This is a genomic window from Gracilibacillus dipsosauri, assembly GCF_003176895.1.
In the GTDB taxonomy this organism is placed as follows: Bacteria; Bacillota; Bacilli; order Bacillales; family Amphibacillaceae; genus Gracilibacillus; species Gracilibacillus dipsosauri.
Genome location: NZ_QGTD01000008.1, coordinates 337,282 through 354,665, shown reverse-complemented (window position 1 = coordinate 354,665; position 17,384 = coordinate 337,282). Strand labels below are relative to the sequence as shown.

15 protein-coding genes and 6 tRNA genes are annotated in these 17,384 nt (G+C 37.0%); 3 read left to right on the top strand and 18 right to left on the bottom strand.

Features of this window, described 5'->3' with window-relative positions:
• Positions 1-170 precede the first annotated feature (170 nt).
• The 15 genes from pstB to DLJ74_RS08655 form a co-directional block, all read right to left on the bottom strand.
• Positions 171-944 (bottom strand): phosphate ABC transporter ATP-binding protein PstB, encoded by a 774-nt coding sequence (gene pstB, locus DLJ74_RS08725; RefSeq protein ID WP_054859280.1) that lies wholly within the window; start codon positions 942-944, stop codon positions 171-173.
• 17 nt (positions 945-961) lie between these two features.
• Positions 962-1,831, bottom strand: a complete 870-nt coding sequence (gene pstA, locus DLJ74_RS08720) for a phosphate ABC transporter permease PstA (RefSeq protein WP_109984172.1) — start codon at positions 1,829-1,831, stop codon at positions 962-964.
• A complete protein-coding gene (pstC, locus tag DLJ74_RS08715) occupies positions 1,831-2,730 on the bottom strand; it encodes a phosphate ABC transporter permease subunit PstC (RefSeq protein ID WP_245902321.1) in 900 nt (299 codons plus the stop codon). Before pstC ends, pstA begins: the two co-directional genes overlap by 1 nt.
• Positions 2,731-2,871: 141 nt before the next feature.
• On the bottom strand, positions 2,872-3,894 hold the full coding sequence (locus DLJ74_RS08710; RefSeq protein WP_054859279.1) for a PstS family phosphate ABC transporter substrate-binding protein: 1,023 nt from the start codon (positions 3,892-3,894) through the stop codon (positions 2,872-2,874).
• Between the two features lie 179 nt (positions 3,895-4,073).
• Entirely contained in the window at positions 4,074-6,182 is a 2,109-nt protein-coding gene (locus DLJ74_RS08705) for a peptidoglycan D,D-transpeptidase FtsI family protein (protein ID WP_109984170.1), read from the bottom strand.
• A 75-nt stretch (positions 6,183-6,257) separates the two neighbouring features.
• The gene (locus DLJ74_RS08700; RefSeq protein WP_109984169.1) at positions 6,258-7,466 is read right to left on the bottom strand and encodes an MFS transporter; all 1,209 of its coding nucleotides are present in this window, start codon (positions 7,464-7,466) and stop codon (positions 6,258-6,260) included.
• A gap of 253 nt (positions 7,467-7,719) precedes the next feature.
• Positions 7,720-8,331: a superoxide dismutase SodA gene (gene sodA, locus DLJ74_RS08695; protein WP_109984168.1), complete on the bottom strand. Its 612-nt coding sequence runs from the start codon at positions 8,329-8,331 to the stop codon at positions 7,720-7,722.
• Between the two features lie 182 nt (positions 8,332-8,513).
• Positions 8,514-8,589 (bottom strand) — tRNA-Phe (locus DLJ74_RS08690).
• Between the two features lie 45 nt (positions 8,590-8,634).
• Positions 8,635-8,727, bottom strand: a tRNA-Ser gene (locus tag DLJ74_RS08685).
• Positions 8,728-8,738: 11 nt separating this feature from the next.
• Positions 8,739-8,815, bottom strand: a tRNA-Ile gene (locus DLJ74_RS08680).
• A 22-nt stretch (positions 8,816-8,837) separates the two neighbouring features.
• A tRNA-His gene (locus DLJ74_RS08675) sits at positions 8,838-8,913 on the bottom strand.
• Positions 8,914-8,928: 15 nt separating this feature from the next.
• A tRNA-Met gene (locus DLJ74_RS08670) sits at positions 8,929-9,005 on the bottom strand.
• Position 9,006: 1 nt separating this feature from the next.
• Positions 9,007-9,081 (bottom strand) — tRNA-Asn (locus tag DLJ74_RS08665).
• A 144-nt stretch (positions 9,082-9,225) separates the two neighbouring features.
• Positions 9,226-10,860, bottom strand: coding sequence for a Na/Pi cotransporter family protein (locus DLJ74_RS08660; RefSeq protein ID WP_054859278.1), 1,635 nt, complete (start codon positions 10,858-10,860; stop codon positions 9,226-9,228).
• Between the two features lie 281 nt (positions 10,861-11,141).
• Positions 11,142-11,771, bottom strand: a complete 630-nt coding sequence (locus DLJ74_RS08655) for an NfeD family protein (RefSeq protein ID WP_054859277.1) — start codon at positions 11,769-11,771, stop codon at positions 11,142-11,144.
• 222 nt (positions 11,772-11,993) lie between these two features.
• Between DLJ74_RS08655 and ispG the strand changes: the two genes are divergently transcribed.
• Entirely contained in the window at positions 11,994-13,097 is a 1,104-nt protein-coding gene (gene ispG, locus DLJ74_RS08650) for a flavodoxin-dependent (E)-4-hydroxy-3-methylbut-2-enyl-diphosphate synthase (RefSeq protein WP_109984594.1), read from the top strand.
• A 37-nt stretch (positions 13,098-13,134) separates the two neighbouring features.
• Here the strand turns inward: ispG and DLJ74_RS08645 are convergent, their stop codons facing one another.
• Entirely contained in the window at positions 13,135-13,521 is a 387-nt protein-coding gene (locus DLJ74_RS08645) for a hypothetical protein (RefSeq protein ID WP_054859276.1), read from the bottom strand.
• Positions 13,522-13,733: 212 nt separating this feature from the next.
• Here DLJ74_RS08645 and DLJ74_RS08640 point away from each other — a divergent pair, with 212 nt between their 5' ends.
• On the top strand, positions 13,734-14,015 hold the full coding sequence (locus DLJ74_RS08640; protein ID WP_054859275.1) for a DUF2624 family protein: 282 nt from the start codon (positions 13,734-13,736) through the stop codon (positions 14,013-14,015).
• Positions 14,016-14,048: 33 nt separating this feature from the next.
• On the opposite strand, the gene DLJ74_RS08635 is transcribed toward DLJ74_RS08640, so the two are convergent.
• On the bottom strand, positions 14,049-14,942 hold the full coding sequence (locus DLJ74_RS08635) for a deoxyribonuclease IV (protein ID WP_109984167.1): 894 nt from the start codon (positions 14,940-14,942) through the stop codon (positions 14,049-14,051).
• 16 nt (positions 14,943-14,958) lie between these two features.
• Complete coding sequence (locus DLJ74_RS08630) at positions 14,959-16,266, bottom strand: DEAD/DEAH box helicase (protein ID WP_109984166.1); 1,308 nt, start codon at positions 16,264-16,266, stop codon at positions 14,959-14,961.
• A gap of 135 nt (positions 16,267-16,401) precedes the next feature.
• On the opposite strand from DLJ74_RS08630, the gene DLJ74_RS08625 reads away from it, so the two are divergent.
• Positions 16,402-17,352, top strand: a complete 951-nt coding sequence (locus DLJ74_RS08625) for a 4-hydroxy-3-methylbut-2-enyl diphosphate reductase (RefSeq protein ID WP_109984165.1) — start codon at positions 16,402-16,404, stop codon at positions 17,350-17,352.
• Positions 17,353-17,384: the final 32 nt, after the last annotated feature.

Below are 17,384 nucleotides of genomic sequence, written 5' to 3'. Positions count from 1 at the left end.
TCTCGTTATATCCTTATGCTTTTGTGAAGCGTTTTATTTTTCGTGTAAAGAAAATACGGCGTCAGAAGAGCCGTATCGTCTTCGAGCCACTTCTTGTGACAGTGATAAAATTCTGATGAGCTAAAAAAGAGTCATTGGCAATAATACCTGCCAATGATCATTTTTCTTTATTAACCAAAACGACCCGTGATGTAGTCTTCTGTTCGTTTGTCTTTTGGATTGGAAAACAACTGATCTGTATCGGAAAACTCTACTAATTCTCCATTCAACATAAATGCTGTTTTATCAGAAATTCTGGCAGCTTGCTGCATATTATGTGTGACAATCACAATCGTATAATCATTCTTCAATTCTTTAATTAATTCTTCAATTTTTAAAGTAGAAATTGGGTCTAACGCAGATGTAGGCTCATCCATTAGAATCACGTCAGGCTCAATTGCTAAACAACGAGCAATGCAAATTCTTTGTTGCTGTCCACCAGATAACCCGTACGCATTCTGATTAAGTCGATCCTTTACTTCGTCCCAAATTGCCGCACCGCGAAGGCTTTTCTCTACAATTTCATCTAATACTTTTTTCTTTTTAATTCCATGGATCTTTGGACCATAAGCAACATTTTCATAAATGGATTTCGGAAATGGATTCGGTTTTTGAAAGACCATTCCTACATGTGTTCTTAGCTCTTCTACTAATTGCTTTTTAGCAAATATTTCTTGATTATTATATTTAATACTTCCAGAAGTATGAACAGAAGGAATGGTTTCAATCATTCTGTTTAACGTTTTTAGTAGTGTCGATTTCCCACAACCTGAAGGTCCGATCACTGCAGTAATTTCATTTCTTGGAATTTCCATATTTATTTGATGAATCGCTTGATCATTTCCATACCATAAATTAAAATCCTCGATGGAAAAGACATGCTTACTTAATGTGTTAGTTGTCATCTAAACCCCTCTTTTTCTTAAAATCTATTTTGAAATTTATTTCGGATCCAAACGGCAATTGCATTCATGCATAGTAAGATGATAAGCAACACGATAATCCCAGCTGCCGCAACATATTGCCATTCTTCTTGTGGACGCGAAGTCCAACTCCAAATTTGAATCGGCATAACGGTATATTTAGAGAAAAATGAATCTGGAATCGTATAGATTGCGGCTGCAGCTCCCACGATTATTAATGGAGCAGTCTCACCAATCGCTCTGGATAATGCAAGAATGGATCCAGTTAAAATTCCCGGGATTGAAGCAGGCAGTACTATACGCCATATCGTTTGCCACTTAGTTGCCCCCATTCCTATGGAGGCCTCTCTTAATTCCTTCGGTACGGAACGAATTGCTTCCTGTGAAGCTACTACAATAACAGGTAGAACTAAGAGGCTCATCGTTAATGCGCCAGCTATTAACGAATAACCTAGTTCTAATATATAAACAAAGAAGGTTAAACCAAGTAAACCAAATACGATCGATGGTACACCTGCTAAATTTTGTACATTGACTTGAATAAACCGAGTAAAACGATTCTGCTTGGCATATTCCTCTAGATACAATGCGGTTGATACACCAAGTATAATCGAGACCGGCGCGGTTATAGAGATCAAAAAGATCGATCCCATTAACCCTGCAAAGATTCCAGCTTCTTCAATGTATGGTGCTGGGTAATTTCGCAGGAAATCTATAGATAAATAGTCAATTCCTTGACTTAATATTCGATAAATGAGTAAAGCTAAAAAAATTAACGCAATGGAAGTTGCTGCAATAAATAAGCTTTTAAAAGCTTTATTTCTTACTACTCTACCTTTAATTTGTGCGGAATTCACTTTTGTTGACATTAATAATCCTCCTTAAATCTTCTCGAAATATACTGTGACAGGATATTCATTAATAAGGTGAAAATAAATAACGTAAACCCTACAGCATAAATACTAAGATAAATATTCGATTGATAGGAGGTATCTCCTGTTGCCCCTTGCACAATAAAGGCAGTTAATGTTTGAATCGATTGCCTCGGATCAAAGGTCATGTTAGGCGTTGCACCCGCAGCAATGGTTACAATCATCGTCTCACCAATAGCTCGAGATATCGCTAGTACAACGGATGCTATAATACCGGATAAAGCCGCTGGTAGAACGACCTTCATAGCAACCTCAAATCTCGTGGCACCTAACCCCAAAGCACCTTCTCTCAGTGATTTCGGTACTGCGCTCATCGCATCCTCAGATAAGGAAGCAATCATCGGGATAATCATAATCCCTACTACAATTCCGGCACTTAATGCATTAAATATTTTCATATCAGTGAAAACAGAGCCTAATAAAGGCGATACAAATGTTAAAGCGAAAAAGCCATAGACAACTGTTGGAATACCAGCTAAGATTTCCAGGATTGGCTTAATAATTTTTCTTGTTCTATCACTTGCATATTCACTTAAATAAATCGATGCTGCAAGTCCAATAGGTAATGCTACACATATAGCTATAGCTGTAATTAAAAGTGTTCCAATAATGAGTGGTGCTACCCCAAATCGATCGGTCCATGGTGACCATTCACTTCCTAAATAAAAATCAACCAAGGACACATTAGAGAAAAAGGTAATGGATTCTCGTAATAAGGTGAAGAGAATTCCTATTGTTGTAATGACAGATATGATTGCACATAACAACAAAAAATATGGAATACCTTTTTCAAAATAATTACCGATATTCTTTTTTTGTTTATTTTTCTTTATCATGTCTTGAACGGAATAACTTTGTTCTGCTTTCTTGTTCACATGAATTCCCCTTTTCTTAAAAACCACACAAAGATTATGGGACAGCCCACAAGTCATTTACTTGTGAACCTGTCCCTTTGATATACTAGCCTTTTTCAATTCTTACTCTGCTGCTAATTCTTCGATCTCTGTTAATTGCTCTTGGTACTTTTCATCTGGAAGTGCAACATAGCCTACTTCCTCAGCAGCTGCACCAGCATTTTCGATTGAGAATTTCACAAAATCAAGCACTTGTGGCTTTTCTTTCATGTAATCCACATTTACGTATGTGAACAATGGTCGAGAAAGTGGTGAGTAAGAACCATCTTGAATTGTATCACCTGTTGGCTTTACAGGATTTCCATCACCATTGTCAATTCCAAGTACCTTTAATGTATCTTGATTTTCTGCATAATAAGCATAACCGAAGTAACCAATTGCGTATGGATCACTCTGAATACCAGTTACTAATGTGTTGTCATCTTCAGATAGTGTGACATTTTCACCTTCACGCATAGGATTTTCTTCTAGGATTACTTCATTGAAATAATCAAACGTTCCGGAATCGTGTCCTGGGCTATAAATAACAATATCCTCTTCTGGCCATTCTGGGTTAATGTCAGACCATTTCGTTGCTCCACCATCCGCTAGGAAGATTTGTTTTAATTGATCAATTGTTAAGTTTTCAACAAAATCATTTTCTTGACTTACCACTACAGATAAACCGTCATAAGCTAATTCAATTTCATGTAAGGTAATGCCATTTTCTTCAGCAGTGGCTTTTTCTTCATCTTTAATTGGACGAGAAGCATTACTTAAATCAATTTCACCAACAGTAGATTTTTCAAATCCACCACCAGAACCGGATGAATTAAGTGCTGTTTCTACTTCTGGATTTTCTTGATTATATTCGTACGTTAAATATTCCATGATCGGTAAAACGGTTGAAGAACCATCAATATTGACTGGTCCAGAAACCTCTCCATCTTCTGAGCCTTCGTCACCAGATCCTTCGCCATTTTCTGATGCATTTGCTTCATTATTTTCATCTGAGCCCGCATCATCTGGAGCATTTCCACAAGCAGCTAACAAACCTACTGTTAATAGAGTGACAGCTACCAACATCATTAACTTCCATTTACTCATTGTTTTTCCCCCTACAATTGTTTTTATAAAAGCTATGATCTTGCTTCTACTACATAGTAACGCAAAACTATTAATTCACTATTAAGCAATTGTAAAGACTATGTAAATTCGACAGATTATGTGGTAATTTTCATAGAAAAAAGCATATAGCCGAGGCTATATGCTTTGTATCATTATATTTATTCTTCTTCGTTGTCTTCGTCAGCAGATTTTCCTTCATAATATGCTTCAATAATACGTTTCCCTATCTTATGATTAATTTCATATTGACCAGCACCTGTACCGTTTTTTGGTACGATTACGGCAAAAGCTACCTCTGGGTTCTCTTCGGGACTATAGCCAACAAGAGATAAATTCTCTGTATTTGCGACTAACTCTCCATCCTTGTATTGAGGATTTTCTGCAGTACCTGTTTTTCCCGCAACTTCATAGGGAACATCCTTCCACAGTCTTTGTGCAGTTCCCTGTGTAAATACTAGACGGAAGCCTTCCTGAACACGTTCAATATATTTGTCATCCATCTCAATACGATTTATTACCTCAGGCTCCATCGTCTTCAAGACAGAGCCTAATTTTCCATCTTCTGTTGATGGCTCTCTGATTTCTTTTACGAGATGTGGTTTAATTCGGTATCCACCATTCGCAATCGTAGAAACATATTGTGCTAATTGCATGGTTGTATAGGTATCAAATTGCCCAAACGACAAGTCGAGGAAATTACCTGGTAATCCATTCGATCCCGTAACACCTGTTGCTTCAAACGGCATATCAATCCCTGTCTCGACACCTAAACCAAACTGTTTAAAATAATTCCTCAACTCTCCAAACGCGCCATAATCAAAATTGTACAGTGGTTCATTATATCGATACGTTGCACCTGCCATTTTGATTGCGATTCTCATCATATAAACGTTGGAGGATTGTTCTAGTGCGTACAAATCAGAAATATTATCTCCAAGATTTTTCCATGAACTTTTCTCTTTTGTTCCTTTTATCTTTATTACCCCATCATCTAATCTTGTTCCGATATCTATCACACCACTCTGATAGCCTGCCAGCATCGTAGCTCCCTTAATAGCAGAACCAGGAGCATGGGCATCATAAATTGTACGGTAAGCATTATTTACATATTCTTTATTTTCACGATCATATCTTATAGCTGACATTGCAAGGATCTCACCTGTCTGTGGATTCATCACAACTGCCATTGCATCTTCTAAATAACCATTATTATTAACCGGATGGTTAATAGCCGTTCGTAGCTCTTCTTCGACGATCTTATCCACCTGTTGTTGAAGCTCCATATCTACTGTTAATATAAGATCCTTGCCTCGTTGTCCTTCGACAACGACTTCTGAGCCGACTACTTCTCCGTCATTATTCGTGGTGTATTGGACTTTTTCTTTTCTTCCTCTTAGTACATGCTCATATTGCTGTTCTAATCCACTCGTTCCGACACGATCATTCCAGGTGTAGCCATTAGCTAAATAGTAATCACTATTCTCTCTCGGTATCCCTTCTTCTGATGACGTGATACTTCCGATAAATGCACTTAATGTTCCTTCATAGTTATTATCACGTTCCCAATCAATGGTTGCATCAATATTTGGAAGATCATGCAGATGTTCTGCAACTTTTGCATATTCTTCATCTGTTATCCCCTCGTTTACGACAATATGTGGGGATAACTCATGTGCTTGATCCAATTCCTTTTTAATTGCAATAATATTTAATAACTCAGGAGTCCAGTCGACTGTGGCAAGATCATCTGCTGTAATGGCATTCAATTCAGCCTGATACTTGTCTCCACCTTCTAGCTCCTTTTCTTTTTCCGTTAAGCGGTCTGCGACTTCTTCTGTATTTTGAATATACCAGTATTCTTTTTTGTCTCGTTCTGTTATTTCTTCTTTTAGTTCTTCTTGATCTTTAATGATCGTAATATATTCTGCTAAATCTTCCGCTAGCTTTAGTCTCTCATCTGCTGTTTGACCATGCTTGGGTGGTGTATACGTAATGGATTTGACTGGATTATTATCCAGTATCAAGTTATGGTTTCGATCATACATCAACCCACGTGGCACAGGTTTTTCAGAAGGAGTGTTTTCTGTTTGATCAATTTCTCGTTGCGCTTCTTCCCCGTTTAAAATTTGCACAACCCCAAGCTGGACAATTAATAAGGAAAAAATCAGGAAAACACTAACGAATAAAATATTTAAACGTAGTGGTAGCTGTGATCGCTTTTTTTTCACTTTTTTCTTTTTTTGCCTAAAGTTTAAGTATTTGCCCATATCCTTCCCCCTCTACTATTTTATCCTGACAAATGCATACTTACTTATTATAGCATGGAAGAAGAATTGGGAAAATTAAATTGATGTTTTTCTGATAAAGAAATAGGAAAGGAAATTACCACCGCCAAAAACAAGCATTAATACTGGAATAATGAGGATTGGATCTAATAAGGAGACACTAGCAATAAAGACAATGATTGCAAGCACCCTTCCGATATTAATGAACACCTCACGAATAATAATATATTCTACTCTCCAATTCCCAGCATTTTTAGATTTTCCGATTATATCGTACGTGAGAGAAACAAATGGGACATTAAATAATGGAAAACTGATCCCTATGATGACGCCATAGAGAAGAATGGTGACATAGCTGGTTGGGAACACAAAAAGTAACACGGCTAAATATAAAGCTAGACCACCATAGAAAATGGCTGCTTTTCTTTTTTTGCTGCTAACCATCTTTGAGACAAAGTAATAGCTAATAAAGGAACAAAGAGAGATCAAAAAATTGAAAAGACCAAGCGAAAGCTCACTATTTGTTTCAATATACACCCAAATTGTAATAATAAAAATAAACAATCCTTCTCTTGATCCCTGTGTAAGATGGGCGAATAGCACACTACGCCAATTCGTATTATGCTTCCTTTCTTTGAAAACCTCACGGATAAAGAAACGACCTGTTGCTTTTCTTTTCTTTAGATAAAACGAACAAACAATCGCTAAAAAGAAAAGAAAAAAAGATAAAAAGAAAATCGTGCTATATCCCTTGAAATTATCCATCAGTGTGATGATATAGCCAGCAAGTAAGGGTCCGACCATTCCACCAAAGGATTGTAAGGATCCAAGTATCCCATTAAATAAGTCTCGTGTTTCTGGTTCTGTTACCTCGAAGGTTAACACATTGTAAGCTAACCAATAGAAGCCATAGCCAATTCCTAATATAGCGCCAAGCATATAAGTATAATTAACGGCTTTTTCTCCTAGAAGGAGTACCACCATGTAAAAAATGGACAAAAAGATTACACCTATTCGAATAATCAGTGTCCGATCTACATGCTTCACACACTTGCCAGCGACAAAAAAGGAGATTGGTTGTAGCAAATAAATAAAAAGGTTATAGGTGGCAATATCCATATAGTCTCCTGATTGCTTCCATAAGAACACATTGACAAATGTGTTGGAGATAAAAGTGGAAAGTGCGTATAAACCACCGATAATCAGTAATATCTTTAAATCTCTACTTACTGGTATGGAAGGTTTTTTACTTGGAAATAACTGCATTTTCTTACACCTCATTTAAAGCCTATAATCTATAGTCTTTTCCAGTTTAAATGAGATATACGAAAATAAAGTTAGAAACCGATCAAGGGGTGAAGAAGTAATTTTGCGCCTATTAGAAAAACTCGCATTCGAGCTATTTTCGTTAGCTTTTCTAATACTCTGAATTTCAAAATTTATGCTTCGTCGCTTTACTTCCTGTAAAAAATTTGCAAGCAAAAAAGAAGTGCTACGATGAGCACTTCTTTTCCTTTTTTTATTTTGCTTCATTATATAAGCTTGCAACTTTATCCCAATCTACTACATTCCAGAACGCTGCAATGTAATCAGGACGTTTATTTTGATATTTTAGGTAATAAGCATGTTCCCATACATCAAGACCTAGAATTGGTGTTTTCCCTTCAGAAATAGGAGTATCTTGATTTGGTGTACTTGTAATAGCTAAGTTACCATTGTCAACTACTAGCCAAGCCCAGCCTGAGCCGAATCGTCCAGCTGCAGCATTTGCAAATTCCTCTTTGAACTTGTCAAAGCTACCAAATGCTTCGTTAATTTTGTCAGCTAATTCCCCAGTTGGCTCACCACCACCATTTGCTGATAGCAATGTCCAGAATAAACTGTGGTTGGCATGTCCGCCACCATTATTACGAACTGCTGTACGAATATTTTCAGGTACTGCATCAAGATTTGCTAAAATGTCCTCGATTGATTTATTTGCTAAATCATCATGACCTTCTAGTGCAGCGTTTAATTTCGTAACATAAGTGTTGTGATGTTTAGTGTGATGAATGTTCATTGTTTCCTTATCAATATGTGGCTCGAGTGCATCATATGCATAAGGTAAATCTGGTAAAGTAAAATTTGCCATGTTTATTCCTCCTATTTTTTAGTTTGAAGGTTCCTAACCTCTCCAATTCAAATATTATCAAATAGTCAGAATAGATTGCAAATAATTAGCATTTATTCACTATAGTATGAAAGGTTTTCCATCAAGTGAAATTAATTTTATAATAAATAAAAAAACAAGCTTTAACGTTCGCTTGTTGAGAATGGTGGCTCGGGACGGAATCGAACCGCCGACACACGGATTTTCAGTCCGTTGCTCTACCGACTGAGCTACCGAGCCAATTTTTTTATTCTGTTTTTAGACACTGTCCTAGTTATGTATAAATGGCGGAGGAAGAGGGATTCGAACCCCCGCGGGCCGTGAAGCCCCTGTCGGTTTTCAAGACCGATCCCTTCAGCCGGACTTGGGTATTCCTCCGTGTAAAAATATGGTGGACCCTGCAGGATTCGAACCTGCGACCGATCGGTTATGAGCCGATAGCTCTAACCAACTGAGCTAAGGGTCCTTCTTCTCTAAATATATAATGATGGGGCGACCGGTGGGGATCGAACCCACGCATGTCGGAACCACAATCCGATGTGTTAACCACTTCACCACGACCGCCATCGTCTAAGAAATTGGTAGCGGCGGAGGGAATCGAACCCCCGACCTCACGGGTATGAACCGTACGCTCTAGCCAGCTGAGCTACACCGCCATGGCTCCACAGGTAGGATTCGAACCTACGACCGATCGGTTAACAGCCGATAGCTCTACCACTGAGCTACTGTGGATTAAAATTATGTATTTACTGAAGCGACATTTAATAATTTACCATATAAAAAATATAACGTCAATACTTTTTTTGAACTTTTTTATTTAAAGAAGAAGGATTTCGGGATAACAAGCATTTTTCTAAGCTTGTTACCCCGAAAAGATTAATTATGTTTGCCACCAAGCACTTCATCGGCAATGTTCACAGCATGGTCTCCTATTCGCTCTAAATTACTAATAATATCTGCAAATACAATTCCTGCTGCTCCTGTACAAACTCCCTCATTCAGACGAATAATATGCTTTTTACGGTATCTTCTTTCCATTTTATCAATTTCATTTTCTTTCTGTACAACGGATAAAGCAGCTTCCCTATCCATTTGCTCTAATGCTTTAATAGCTTCCTTTACCGTTATAATGGTTAGATCGAACATTTCATTTAAATCTATCATGCCTTGCTCTGTAATATCTACCTTATTCGACATTTTGTAATTAATCAACTCAATAATATTCTCATAATGATCACCTATGCGTTCAATATCCCGAACGGCATTAATTAATGCAGAGTGATCGGTCTTTTCTATGTCTGATAGGGTCGACCCCGACAATTGAACTAAATAGGCTGTGATTTCCCGGTCTAGATTATTTAACGCACCTTCCAATTGTTGCGCCATATCAGCATTTTTGCTATTTTTCGTATTTAAAAAGGAGCTTGTCTCTTCTAGTCCTCTTATTGCATATTCACCCATTCGAATGACTTCGAATTTAGCTTGGTCTAGTGCAACAGATGGCGATTGTTGAATAAAAATTGGATCTAAATGCTTTGCTTTATATTCGACTTCGGTATCTTTTCCTGGAATAATCTTTGTCACGATCAGAGCCAATAATCCGATAAATGGAAATTGAATAATAGTATTCAGCACATTAAAGATTCCATGTGCAAAAGCGATCGTCATGGCAGGATTCAGTTCTAATGCTGCCTGGATATGCTCCATCATAATCGTATAAAAATGAATAAATGTAATGACAATCGTTGCTCCAATTACATTAAAGATTACATGTGTTAATGCAGCACGTTTAGCCGCAATAGTTGCTCCAATCGATGCTAAAACTGCTGTAATCGTTGTCCCGATGTTATCACCAAATAGTACCGGTAAAGCAGCCTTTAATTGGATAGCATCCTCAAGCATCAAGCTTTGTAGTATTCCAATGGTTGCACTTGAGCTTTGAACAGCAATGGTAAACACAGTCCCAATGACAGCGCCAAGTATTGGATTATTAGACATACTTACGGTTAAATCGTGAAATGCTTGTAAATCTCGTAATGGTTTAAGTCCAGAGCTCATTAACTCTAAACCAAAAAACAAGGCACCAAATCCGAAAATGGTTAAACCAATATTGGTAATGCGTTTCTCTTTAAAGAAAAATAATAAAAATGCACCAATACCTAAAATCGGCAATGCATATGCGCCAATATCAAATCCTATAATAAATGCTGTAATCGTTGTCCCAATATTAGCACCCATAATTACACCAATGGATTGTCTTAATGTCATAAATCCTGCATTTACTAACCCAACCGTTAGGACGGTCGTTCCGGAGCTTGATTGAATCAACACAGTCACAATCATCCCGGCAAGTACACCCATAAACGGATTGCTTGTAAATTTATCAAGTATGGTACGTAATCTGTCACCAGCGGATTTTTGAAGCCCTTCCCCCATATATTTAATACCTAAAAGGAAAATACCTAAACCGCCAATAAATTCAAAAATCATAACTTGTACATTTAAATCCAACAGTTTTCATCCCTTCATAAAAGCAAATTCGTCGTTTTGTCCTTATGTATGCTCATCTCTTTGACATAGTAAGACATTTTTCGCAAAGCACATACGAATTTAATATTAAGTTTTCATGAATGATTTGTAAAGGTCTTTAATAAAAATTTACACTCTCTTAACAATTCATTCATATTATAACAATAATCCTATTTAATTAATATGAATTTTTTATTTTAAAATTAGCAACTATTGGATTTTCTAAAAAAATATAAATTTTAAAAACAAAAAAGCCTGAATTCTCAGACTTTTCCTTTTACTAATATTCTTGTACCATCTACAGACACCACCACAATTCGGGTATCTTTCTCCAGCCACTTCCCTTGTGTGACTGCACTATAGTCGTTTTCTCCGATACGGATGGTCCCTGTAGGCCTCATATCTGTAATAGCTTTTCCTTCCTTCCCTACTAATAATTTGTAGCTTTGATTAACACTTGAATATCCTGCTTCATCTGTTAATTGATCATAGAGTGTAATTTTCGTCCACATCTTCCGCTTCTTAAATACCTTAAGAAATAGTAAAGAAGCAGCTCCTCCTATAAAAACCCCTAATACAGCGTACAGTCCCGCTACCCAATTAGGTGCTGTCATCCCTACAGATATCACCATACAGACCAATCCTATGACAGCTAAAGTTCCATCATTCAGTATTTTGCCATCGATTACGATGAATAACATACCAATTAAATAAATAGCAATCATAATAAAAAACATACTAGGATCTAAAAAAGAAGAAAAATATACTGTAATAAAACCAAGGCCAAGAATGGCAAAAATCCCTTTTACATTGACTAATATTTCCCCAACTAGAAACAGGGTAGCTAAACCACAGATAACAAAACTTATCCAATCTGCATTAAAATCAAACATGACTACTCACCTCTCGGCTTTTCTTTATCTTATCAAATGATTCGAATGATTAGAACTGAATTGTATGCTCTTAATATAAAATACGATCCTACTAGGAAAAGGTTTCAATAATTTGCAAATTTGAATGTGTTACACTTCTCATTTACTAGGTTAACCTTTATAATGGAAGTTGGTACAGTAATTAGATTATTTACGTGGAAATATAAAGGAGCGATTTTATTTATGGCTTTAACACATCGTAAGGATACACGACCTGTGAAAATTGGCAACGTAATGGTAGGTGGAAAAAACGAGGTAGTCATTCAGTCTATGACTACAACCAAAACACATGACGTTGAAGCAACCGTTGAAGAAATAAAAAGACTAGAAGATGCAGGTTGTCAAATCGTTCGTGTAGCATGTCCTGATGAGCGTGCTGCCAATGCCATTCCAGAAATAAAAAAAAGAATTAACATCCCATTAGTGGTTGATATACATTTTAATTATAAGCTAGCTCTTAAAGCAATAGAAGGTGGAGCTGATAAGATTAGAATTAATCCAGGTAATATTGGGAAACGAGACAAAGTAGAGGCAGTTGTCAATGCGGCAAAAGCGAAAGGCATTCCGATTCGTATAGGTGTCAATGCAGGTTCATTAGAACGTCATATACTCGAAAAATACGGCTATCCTACTGCTGATGGTATGGTAGAAAGTGCATTACACCATATTAAAATATTAGAAGACCTAGATTTTCATGATATTGTTGTCTCACTCAAGGCTTCTGATGTAAGCCTAGCGATTGAAGCATACGAAAAGGCTGCAGAAGTAATCTCCTATCCACTTCACCTAGGTATTACTGAGTCAGGTACTTTATTTGCTGGGAGTATCAAAAGTGCAGCAGGAATGGGTGCCATTCTTAGTAAAGGAATCGGTAGTACGATGCGAATTTCGTTAAGTGCAGACCCCGTACAAGAGGTAAAAGTAGCAAGAGAATTGCTAAAAACATTTGGTCTTGCTTCCAATGCGGCAACACTAATTTCTTGTCCTACGTGTGGAAGAATAGAAATTGACCTAATCAAAATTGCCAATGAGGTGGAAGAATATATTTCCACGATTAAAGCACCAATTAAAGTTGCCGTGCTTGGCTGTGCTGTTAACGGTCCTGGTGAAGCAAGAGAAGCAGATATTGGTATTGCAGGTGCTCGAGGAGAAGGATTACTATTCCGTCATGGAGAAATCATTCGAAAAGTCCCTGAAGAAACAATGGTAGAGGAATTAAAGAAAGAAGTCGATAAAATTGCAGAAGAGTATTTTGAAAAACAAAAAACGGAAACACAGGAAGTATAAGTAAGCTAGCCCTTCAAAATGGGCTAGCTTTTTTCATTTAAAATAATGGTACAAATATCAAGGACAGTAACAAGGAAATAATGGAAATAACAATAGCACTATTTCCTAGTGTATCTGCTCCTTGTTTTTTGGAGATGAAGCCTAATACGATCCCCCCAATAGCCATTAGTAATGGCCAAACGAAGAATGAAGCGATCGATAAGATCAATCCAATCCATCCATAAACTGTATTCACATCTGTCTGCATACTAGTTCCTTGTTCTGTCTCAACAGCTCGGTTAAACTCGTTAGCTGTAAGTTCTTGCGAAGCTTCTGCCTCACGACTGTAGTCCTTGTTTGCAGCATATAGTTCATCCGTTTCAGCAAATTGCTTGGACTGTTTATCCACACCGTCAGTTCTATTTTGATCATCATGATTTGACATACTCAACCCTCCTCTTCATAAGTTAGAGGTACATTCTTTAGTATGTCTTTATTCCTTGATGATTTACTTGGTAATTTCTACGCTTTGGAAACAACACTTTTATGTACTTATTTAATTTTTGTTATGTAATAATTTACCGAATAAGTACACTTTTAACCAATTCTTGCATAAAATAAAATAATGATTTCATTTCTAGACAAAGGAGTGCCTAAATGAACGGATTTACTAAAAGGATGATTATGATGAAGCTTCAACAAGTAGACCCAAATACATTGTATGACTATGCTAAAATGTATAAACTAAATGTTACATTCGAACAAGCAACAGACATTGCTAATCACCTTAAACAGAATCAATATGATCCAACCAATGCATCAGATCGTGCCCGAATGTTGAAAAAGCTTGCTCAAATTACCGACCTTGAAACAGCAAAAAAATGCCAACAAATATTTCAAAAGTTGGCTAGTGAATATGGAATAAAAGATTTGTTTTAAATATAAAAGCTTGGGCGATCGCCCAAGCCTCTTTTATTGATTCATTATTTGATCTTGTAAATCAGGTACAAATGTACCATTCTTTAGCATTTCTATTTCGAATTTGTATGGTGGTTTTTTATTCTTTTTGTCCGTACCCACATACGGTGTTTCAAGAATTTTCGGTAAATGTTCCAGTTGTGGATGATGAACGATTTTGTTTAATACATCAAATCCTAAATAACCGAAACCGATATTTTGATGTCGGTCTTTTCTTGCACCTTGCTCGTTTTTACTATCATTCACATGGACAACCTTTAATCGATCCAAACCGATAATTTTATCAAATTCATTTAATACACCATCGAAATCCTCGACCACTTGATAGCCTGCATCATGGATATGACACGTATCTAAACAAATAGAGAGCTTTTCGTTATATTTGACCCCATCGATGATTTTAGCTAGCTCATCAAAGCTTCTTCCAATTTCGGACCCTTTTCCAGCCATCGTCTCAAGTGCAATTTGAACCTCTTGTTTGGGATCTAATACTTCATTTAATCCTTCGATAATTTTGGCAATTCCAACTTCAGGCCCTTCCCCAACATGTGCACCTGGATGAAGCACAATTTGTCTTGAACCGATTGCTTCTGTTCGTTCAATTTCGTTTCTTAAAAAATTGACCCCTAGCTCAAAGGTTTCTTTTTTGACAGCATTACCGATATTAATAATATAAGGAGCATGTACAACAATTTCTTCTATGCCATTTTCCTTCATATGATCTTGGGCTGCTTCAATATTTAATTCTTCAATCGGTTTTCTTCTAGTATTTTGTGGGGCACCTGTGTACACCATAAATACGTTTGCTCCGTACGATGTTGCTTCTTCGCTTGAAGCTAATAACATTTTCTTTCCACTCATTGAAACATGTGATCCTATCTTCACCATTTATTCTCCACCCTTTTTATTTCTTGAATTGATTGCGTTGAATTTTTCTCTTTGCTTTCTTTTGCTGTTGCTTCATTTTTTTCTTATAACCAGGCTTTACTTTATTTGGTTTTCTCACCTGTTGCCATGCTTTTTTTTCCACTTCATTTTCTTGCTTTTTTCTCGTCTGTCTGGCATTCCATGCTTTTGTTTCTTGCCATTCCCCTTTGACGATATCATAGAACGTATACTGAATTCCTTTTTTTTCCAATTTTTGAATAAGTCCCAAATCATCTTCTCGATAAAGGTTAATTGCCGTTCCTTCCATTCCTGCTCTAGCAGTTCTCCCTACTCTGTGAATATAAAAGCTCTCCTCTTTTGGAAGCTCTGCATTAATCACATGACTGACACCTTTAATGTCTATTCCTCGAGCTGCAAGATCTGTTGCCACAATATACTGGTACTTTAATTGCTGAATTTCTTTCAACACTCGTTTACGTTCTCTTTGGGATAATCCTCCATGGATTAAACCAACATCTAGTCCCTTTTCTTGTAATGAAGCTGCTAGCTCATCGGCTCGATCTTTTCCATTCGTGAAGATGATCGCAAGATATGGTTGAATTAGCTTAGAAATTTGCCATATTACTTGGGCTGGTTCACGATGCTTTAGGGCAACCATACGGTGCTCCATTTTCTCCGGAGCTAATCGATCATGGATTTGAATGAATTTTGGGGCATGTAAATATTTTTTTAAAAATGGCTGAAGCTTCTCTGGTATGGTGGCTGAGAATACCATTATTTGTATAGATGAATCAGCTCTCATTAATATCCGATCGATTTCCTCAATTAAGCCTAATTCCAGCATTAAATCTGTTTCATCTATTACGAAGGTGCTAGCTTGGAAAATATCCACTACTTCCTCTTGTATTAGATCTAATAATCTTCCTGGAGTTGCTACGATGATATGTGGCGGTTCTTTTAATTTATCGACCATTCGTTTCTTATCCGTTCCACCTATCAAAAGCTTCGCTCTCCACTCCGTCTCTTTATCAGCATAGTTGATCATTTTCTTCACTTCGTCGTAGATTTGGATCGCCAATTCTCTTGTAGGAGCGGTGAGCACTACTTGCGTATGATTATCATCCGTCAAATTATTAAACAGAGGAATAAGAAATGCATGCGTCTTTCCAGAGCCTGTCTCAGATTGTCCAATGATACTATTTCCTTTTAGAGCTTCTGGAATCACTTTTGCTTGAATCGGTGTTGGTTCATAAAAGCCGAGTTGATCTATTATGTGATCCATGGATTCCTTTAGCTGATACTGCTTAAATAAATGATTTTTCATTTTGATCTCCTTTTGCTTAACAAATCTTTGTCAATTGCTAAGAATACCTTTATAATAAAAGTATTGGACAATTTTCTATTCCATTATGTAATATTTTACTTGATCTATGCAAGAAAGTACAGAGGGGGAACCAGAATGGAAGTAATTAAAATCGCTCCACGTGGCTATTGCTATGGTGTTGTCGATGCAATGGTCATTGCGCAAAATGCAGTTAAGGATCCCAATCTACCTCGACCAATCTATATACTAGGTATGATTGTTCACAATTCACACGTAACCAATGCTTTTAAGGAGCAAGGTGTCTATACATTGGATGGTAAAAACCGTTCAGAGCTGCTTGATGATATCGAAGAAGGAACCGTCATATTCACTGCACATGGAGTCTCTCCAGAAGTAAAGAAAAAAGCAGAAGACAAGGGCTTAATGGTTCTTGATGCTACTTGTCCTGATGTAACTAGAACACATGATTTAATCCGTGAAAAAGTAAAAGAAAATTATGAAATTGTCTATATTGGCAAAAAAGGGCACCCAGAGCCTGAAGGTGCTATCGGAGTTGCACCGGATCATGTTCATTTGATCCAAACAGAAGCAGATGTTTCAGAGCTTGACTTATCGAGCTTTGATAAGATTCTTGTTACGAATCAAACCACCATGAGTCAATGGGATGTTTATGATGTCATGCAAAAGGTAAAAGAAAAATATCCGCAAACAGAAATGGAACAAGAGATCTGTATGGCTACCCAAGTACGACAAGAAGCCGTTGCCGAACAAGCGAAGGATGCTGACCTAACCTTAGTGGTAGGAGATCCTCGAAGTAATAACTCGAACCGTCTTGCACAGGTTTCGATCGAACTCGCCGGTACACAAGCATATCGGATAGCCGATGTTTCTGAAATTCAATTAGAATGGTTAGAGGGAGTTAAAAAAGTAGCTATAACTGCTGGTGCATCAACACCTACCCCTATAACAAAAGAAGTAATCAAGTTTATTGAACAATTTGATCCAAACAATTCGGACACATGGGATAAGGACTCAAAAGTAGACAAAAATAAAATATTGCCGAAGGTAAAAGCCAAGGCAAAATAAGAGAATCAGTTCCCACTGATTCTCTTTTTATT